The 4,816-nt window shown below is 68.4% G+C and carries 12 protein-coding genes; all 12 read right to left on the bottom strand.

Features of this window, described 5'->3' with window-relative positions; translation table 11 throughout:
- A partial coding sequence (rpsH, locus tag VGK20_14090) for a 30S ribosomal protein S8 (GenBank protein HEY2775173.1) occupies window positions 1–164 on the bottom strand: 164 nt, incomplete at its 3' end.
- 4 nt (window positions 165–168) lie between these two features.
- Entirely contained in the window at window positions 169–354 is a 186-nt protein-coding gene (locus VGK20_14085) for a type Z 30S ribosomal protein S14 (GenBank protein HEY2775172.1), read from the bottom strand.
- Window positions 355–936 (bottom strand): 50S ribosomal protein L5, encoded by a 582-nt coding sequence (gene rplE, locus VGK20_14080; protein HEY2775171.1) that lies wholly within the window; start codon window positions 934–936, stop codon window positions 355–357.
- A complete protein-coding gene (rplX, locus tag VGK20_14075; GenBank protein ID HEY2775170.1) occupies window positions 933–1,307 on the bottom strand; it encodes a 50S ribosomal protein L24 in 375 nt (124 codons plus the stop codon). Before rplX ends, rplE begins: the two co-directional genes overlap by 4 nt.
- Complete coding sequence (rplN, locus tag VGK20_14070; protein HEY2775169.1) at window positions 1,308–1,676, bottom strand: 50S ribosomal protein L14; 369 nt, start codon at window positions 1,674–1,676, stop codon at window positions 1,308–1,310.
- Window positions 1,673–1,951 carry a 30S ribosomal protein S17 gene (gene rpsQ / locus VGK20_14065; GenBank protein ID HEY2775168.1) on the bottom strand — a complete coding sequence of 93 codons (279 nt, stop codon included), beginning with the start codon at window positions 1,949–1,951 and terminating at the stop codon, window positions 1,673–1,675. Before rpsQ ends, rplN begins: the two co-directional genes overlap by 4 nt.
- A 269-nt stretch (window positions 1,952–2,220) precedes the next feature.
- Window positions 2,221–2,427 carry a 50S ribosomal protein L29 gene (gene rpmC / locus VGK20_14060; protein ID HEY2775167.1) on the bottom strand — a complete coding sequence of 69 codons (207 nt, stop codon included), beginning with the start codon at window positions 2,425–2,427 and terminating at the stop codon, window positions 2,221–2,223.
- A complete protein-coding gene (gene rplP / locus VGK20_14055; protein HEY2775166.1) occupies window positions 2,420–2,842 on the bottom strand; it encodes a 50S ribosomal protein L16 in 423 nt (140 codons plus the stop codon). The genes rpmC and rplP overlap by 8 nt, the downstream gene beginning before the upstream one ends.
- A gap of 3 nt (window positions 2,843–2,845) precedes the next feature.
- A complete protein-coding gene (gene rpsC, locus VGK20_14050) occupies window positions 2,846–3,991 on the bottom strand; it encodes a 30S ribosomal protein S3 (GenBank protein HEY2775165.1) in 1,146 nt (381 codons plus the stop codon).
- Window positions 3,991–4,374: a 50S ribosomal protein L22 gene (gene rplV / locus VGK20_14045; GenBank protein HEY2775164.1), complete on the bottom strand. Its 384-nt coding sequence runs from the start codon at window positions 4,372–4,374 to the stop codon at window positions 3,991–3,993. The genes rpsC and rplV overlap by 1 nt, the downstream gene beginning before the upstream one ends.
- Window positions 4,374–4,655, bottom strand: coding sequence for a 30S ribosomal protein S19 (gene rpsS / locus VGK20_14040; GenBank protein HEY2775163.1), 282 nt, complete (start codon window positions 4,653–4,655; stop codon window positions 4,374–4,376). Before rpsS ends, rplV begins: the two co-directional genes overlap by 1 nt.
- The coding region (gene rplB, locus VGK20_14035) for a 50S ribosomal protein L2 (protein ID HEY2775162.1) at window positions 4,655–4,816 on the bottom strand (162 nt) is incomplete at its 5' end. The genes rpsS and rplB, both read right to left, overlap by 1 nt.

Raw genomic sequence — 4,816 nt, 5'->3', positions numbered from 1 at the left:
GATTCGCCCTTCTCGACGTGATAGTCCCGGATGTAGCCCTCCTCCTTCAGGAGGCGGGCGATCTCCACCTTCATGCGCGACGTCGGCATGACTGCCTTGTCCTGGAGCGCCTTGTTCGCGTTCCGGATGCGGGTGAGCATGTCGGCGATCGGATCGGTCAACATCGCGTCACCAGCTCGATTTCGTCATGCCGGGGATCGCGCCCTGATGGGCGAGGTCGCGCAGGCAGATGCGGCAGAGCCCGAACTTGCGGAATACCGCGCGCGGCCGGCCGCACCGGTTGCAGCGCGTGTAGTTGCGCACCCGGTACTTCTGCGGACGCTTCTGCTTGACGACGAGGCTCGTCTTTGCCACTTAGTCCCTCCTTGGCCCTTCGCCGAACGGCAGGCCGAGTGCCTGCAGAAGGGCGCGGGCGTGATCGTCGGTCTCGGCGCTGGTCGTGATCGTCACGTCGAGGCCGCGTACCTGCTGGATGTCGTCGTAGTTGATCTCAGGGAAGATGATCTGCTCGCGCACGCCGAGCGAGTAGTTGCCGCGGCCGTCGAACGAGCCGGGGTTGAGGCCCCTGAAGTCGCGGATGCGTGGCAGCGCGATCGAGATCAGCCGGTCGAGGAACTCGTACATGCGCGCGCCGCGGAGCGTCACCTTCGCGCCCACCGGCATGCCCTCGCGCACCTTGAACTGCGCGATCGACTTCCGCGCGCGGCGTACCTGTGCGCGCTGGCCGGCGATCGTCGTCAGCTCCTCGACAGCCGAGTCGAGCAGCTTCGCATCCGTCTTCGCCTCGCCCACGCCCATGTTCAGCGTGATCTTCTGGAGGCGCGGCACCTGCATGACGGAGTCGAGACCGAGATCGTCCTTCAGCTGCGGACGGATCTCGCTCTCGTAGCGCACCTTCAGGCGAGGCGTGTAGGTGTCCGTGGCTGCTGCGCTCATGACTTGTCGATCTCCTGGCCGCAGTCGGCGTGCTTGCACACGCGGACGCGGACCTGCTTGTCCTTCACGGTCTTCAGGACGGTGCCGACGCGCGTCGGCTTCTTGCACGTCGGGCAGACGATCATCACGTTCGAGACCGGGAGCGGCGCCGACTTCTCGATGATCCCGCCGGGAACGATCGACGGGCCGCCCATGCGGTTCGCGTTCTGGATCGGACGCGGGCGCTGGTGCCGCTTGACCATGTTGACGTTCTCGACGAGCACGCGGCCGTCCTTCGGCATCGAGGCGATGACGCGGCCTTCCTTGCCGCGGTCCTTGCCGCGAATGACGTGCACGATGTCGCCCTGGCGGATCTTCATCGTCTGGGCCATCTACAACACCTCCGGGGCGAGCGAGACGATCTTCATGAAGTTCTTCTCGCGCAGCTCGCGCGCGACCGGCCCGAAGATGCGGGTGCCGCGCGGATTGCGCTGCGCGTCGATGATCACTGCGGCGTTCTCGTCGAACGCGATCGACGTGCCGTCGACGCGGCCGAAGGGCTTGCGCGTGCGGACGACCACGGCGCGGACGACCTCGCCCTTCTTGACGGCGCCCTGCGGCGTGGCCGTCTTGACGGTGCCGACGATGATGTCGCCGACGCGCGCGTAGCGGCGGTGGTGGCCGCCCATCACGCGGATGCAGAGAAGCTCGCGGGCGCCGGTGTTGTCGGCGACCTTCAGGCGGGATTCCTGCTGGATCACTTGGCAGCCTCGACGATCTCTGCGAGCCGCCAGCGCTTCGTCGCCGACAACGGGCGCGTCTCGACGATGCGCACGACGTCGCCGACGTTGGCGGAGTTCTGCTCGTCGTGGGCGTGGAACTTGACCGAGCGGCGAACGACCTTCTTGTACCGCGGGTGCTGCTTGATCACGTCCACCTTGACGACGATCGTCTTGTCCATCGCGCTCGAGACGACGACGCCGCGGCGCTCCTGGCTGCGCCCGCGGTCGTGCTCGGGCTTCGGCAGGCGCACGATCGGCTTGCGCTCGGCTGCGGGCACGTGCACGCGCCGCCCCTTCTTGGGGCGCTCGGCGCGCGGAAGATGCTTGCGCTTCTTCTTGGGCTCCGACTGCGCAGGCGGAGCCGCCGGCTCTTCGGCCGCAGGAGGCGCGGCAGGCTCCTCGGCAGCCGGAGCTGCAGCCTCTTCGGCCACCGGCTCCTCGGCAACCGGCGTGTCGGTGTCTGACACCGGGGCCTCTGCCTCGGCGGTCTCGGTGGTCTCTTCTGTGTTCTCGGTCTCTTCGCTCATGCACGTCCCTTTGCCTCTTCACGTTCATTCACAACGGTCAAGATCCGCGCGATCTCGCGCTTGGTCAGCTTCAGCCGCGCGCTGTTCTCGAGCGCGCCGGTGACCGACTGGAAGCGGAGGTTGAACAGCTCCTGCCGCCGCTCCACGAGCCGGTGCTCCAGCTCGTCGTCGGTCAGGTCTCTCAGTTCGCTCGGCCTAGTCAAAGAGCTCGGCCTCCCGTTTCACGATCTTCGACTTGATGGACAACTTCTGACCCGCGAGCTTGAGCGCGTCCTTCGCGAGCGGCTCGGGCACGCCCGCCAGCTCGAACATGACGCGCCCCGGCTTGATCACGGCCACCCAGCCCTCGGGTGAGCCCTTGCCCGAGCCCATGCGGGTCTCGGCCGGCTTCTTCGTATACGACTTGTCCGGGAAGACGTTGATCCAGACCTTGCCGCCGCGCTTGATCTTGCGCGTCATGGCGATACGAGCCGCCTCGATCTGGCGGTTCGTGATCCAGCCCCGCTCGGTCGCCTTCAGGCCGTAGTCGCCGAACTGCACGGTCGACTGGCCCTTCGTCTCGCCGGCACGGCGGCCGCGATGGACCTTGCGGAACTTCGTCTTCTTCGGCATCAACATCGCTTAGGACTCCTTCGTCTTCCGCGGGCTCCGCTTCGGCTTCTCCTGCGCCGGATCTCCCGACTGGTCGAGCTTCGTCGGATCCTCGACCTGCTGCTTCGGCGTGGTCGTGTCCGGCGCGTCCGCGACGGGCTTCGGCGTCTCCTCCACCTGCGGCTCGATCACGGGCTGCTCGCGCCCTTCGGCGCTCGTGCCCGCGTCGTCCGTGCGCGGCTTCTCCACGTTCGCGTCGCGCCGGGGACGCGCTGCGCCGCCGCCGCCGCCGCCGCCGCCACCGCCGGCCGGGCGCGCACCCGCACCGGGGCCGCGGCGCTGACCGGGCCGTCCGCCTCCACCGCCGGCGCCGCCGCCCGGGCCGCGCCGCCTGCCGGGGCGCACCGGGCCGAGGCCCTCGCGGTCGGGGCCGCGCCCGCGCGCGCTCTCACGGGACGCGCCGAGGCCCTCGACTGCGCCGCCGCGGCGGCGCTTCGTGTCCTGGTCGCCGAGCCGCTGATCGCCGACCGAGATGCCCTCGTAGCCCTCCGGCATGATCTCGCCCTTGTTGATCCAGACCTTCACGCCGATGCGGCCGTACGTCGTCTTCGCTTCCACGAAGCCGTAGTCGATGTCCGCGCGAATGGTGTGAAGAGGGACGCGGCCCTCGCTGTAGGTCTCCCGCCGGCTCATCTCGCCGCCGCCGAGGCGGCCGGAGCACTGGATCTTCACGCCGGCGGCGCCGGAGCGGATCGCGGATGCGAGCGCACGCTTCATCGCGCGCCGGAAGGCGACGCGGTTCGACAGCTGCTCGGCGATCGACTGCGCGACGAGCTTCGCGTCCAGCTCGGGGCGCTTGATCTCGTTGATGTTGATGTGGACGTTCTTCTGCGTCAGCGCGTGCAGCTCGCGGCGCAGCGCGTCGACCTCGACACCGGACTTGCCGATGACGATGCCGGGGCGCGCCGTGAAGATGTCCACGGTGATGCGCTGCTTGTCCTTCTGGATGAGGATGTCCGACAGCCCCGCGTGCGCGAGCTTCTTGTAGATGTGCTCGCGGATCTTCACGTCCTCGAGCAGGTACGCAGGGAACTCCTTCTTGCCCGTGTACCAGTTCGACTTCCAGCGGTGGATGATCCCCACCCGCAGGCCGCCGGGATGAATTTTCTGTCCCACTAGCTCCCCGTCCTCTCGGTCTCCGCCTGCTCGAGCACGACGGTGATGTGGCACGTCCGCTTGAAGATCTTCGACGCGCGTCCGCGGGCGCGGGCCTGCCAGCGCTTCAGCGTCGGGCCCTCGTCGGCGTACGCGGTGACGACGACGAGCTCGTCGCCGTTCCAGTGCCGGTCTGGACGCGACTCGGCGTTAGCGACCGCGGAGCGCAGCACCTTCTCGATGTCGCGCGCAACCGCGCGCTGCGAGAACGCGAGGATCGTGCGCGCCTCGGGCACGGAGCGCCCGCGGATGAGGTCGGTGACGAGCCGCGCCTTGCGCGCGCTCGAATGCACCCACTTCGCCTGGGCCCGAACCTGCTGCGCTTGTGTCTCTACCGTTGCCATTACCTCTTGACCTTTGCCGCGCGGTCGCCCGAGTGGCCGCGGAAGGTCCGCGTCGGGGCGAACTCGCCGAGCTTGTGGCCGACCATCTGCTCGGAGATGAAGACCGGCACGTGCTTGCGGCCGTCGTGGACCGCGATCGTGTGGCCGACCATCTCCGGGAAGATCGTCGACGTCCGCGACCAGGTGCGGATCATCGTCTTCTGGCCGCCGTCGTTCATCTTGCCGATGCGGTCGAGCAGGCGCTGCTCGACGAACGGCCCCTTCTTGCTGGATCTACTCACTAGCGACGACCCTCCTTGCCGCGCCGCCTGGCGCGGACGATCAGCTTGTTCGACTCCTTGTGCTTGCGGCGCGTGCGCTTCCCGAGCGTCGGCACGCCCCACGGGGTGACCGGGTGCCGGCCTCCCTTCGACTTGCCCTCGCCGCCGCCGTGCGGATGGTC

This window comes from Candidatus Binatia bacterium (assembly GCA_036493895.1).
GTDB lineage: Bacteria > Desulfobacterota > Binatia > UBA1149 > CAITLU01 > DATNBU01.
The sequence above is the reverse complement of the archived record's forward strand: the minus strand, read 5'-3'. Positions and strand labels throughout refer to the sequence as shown.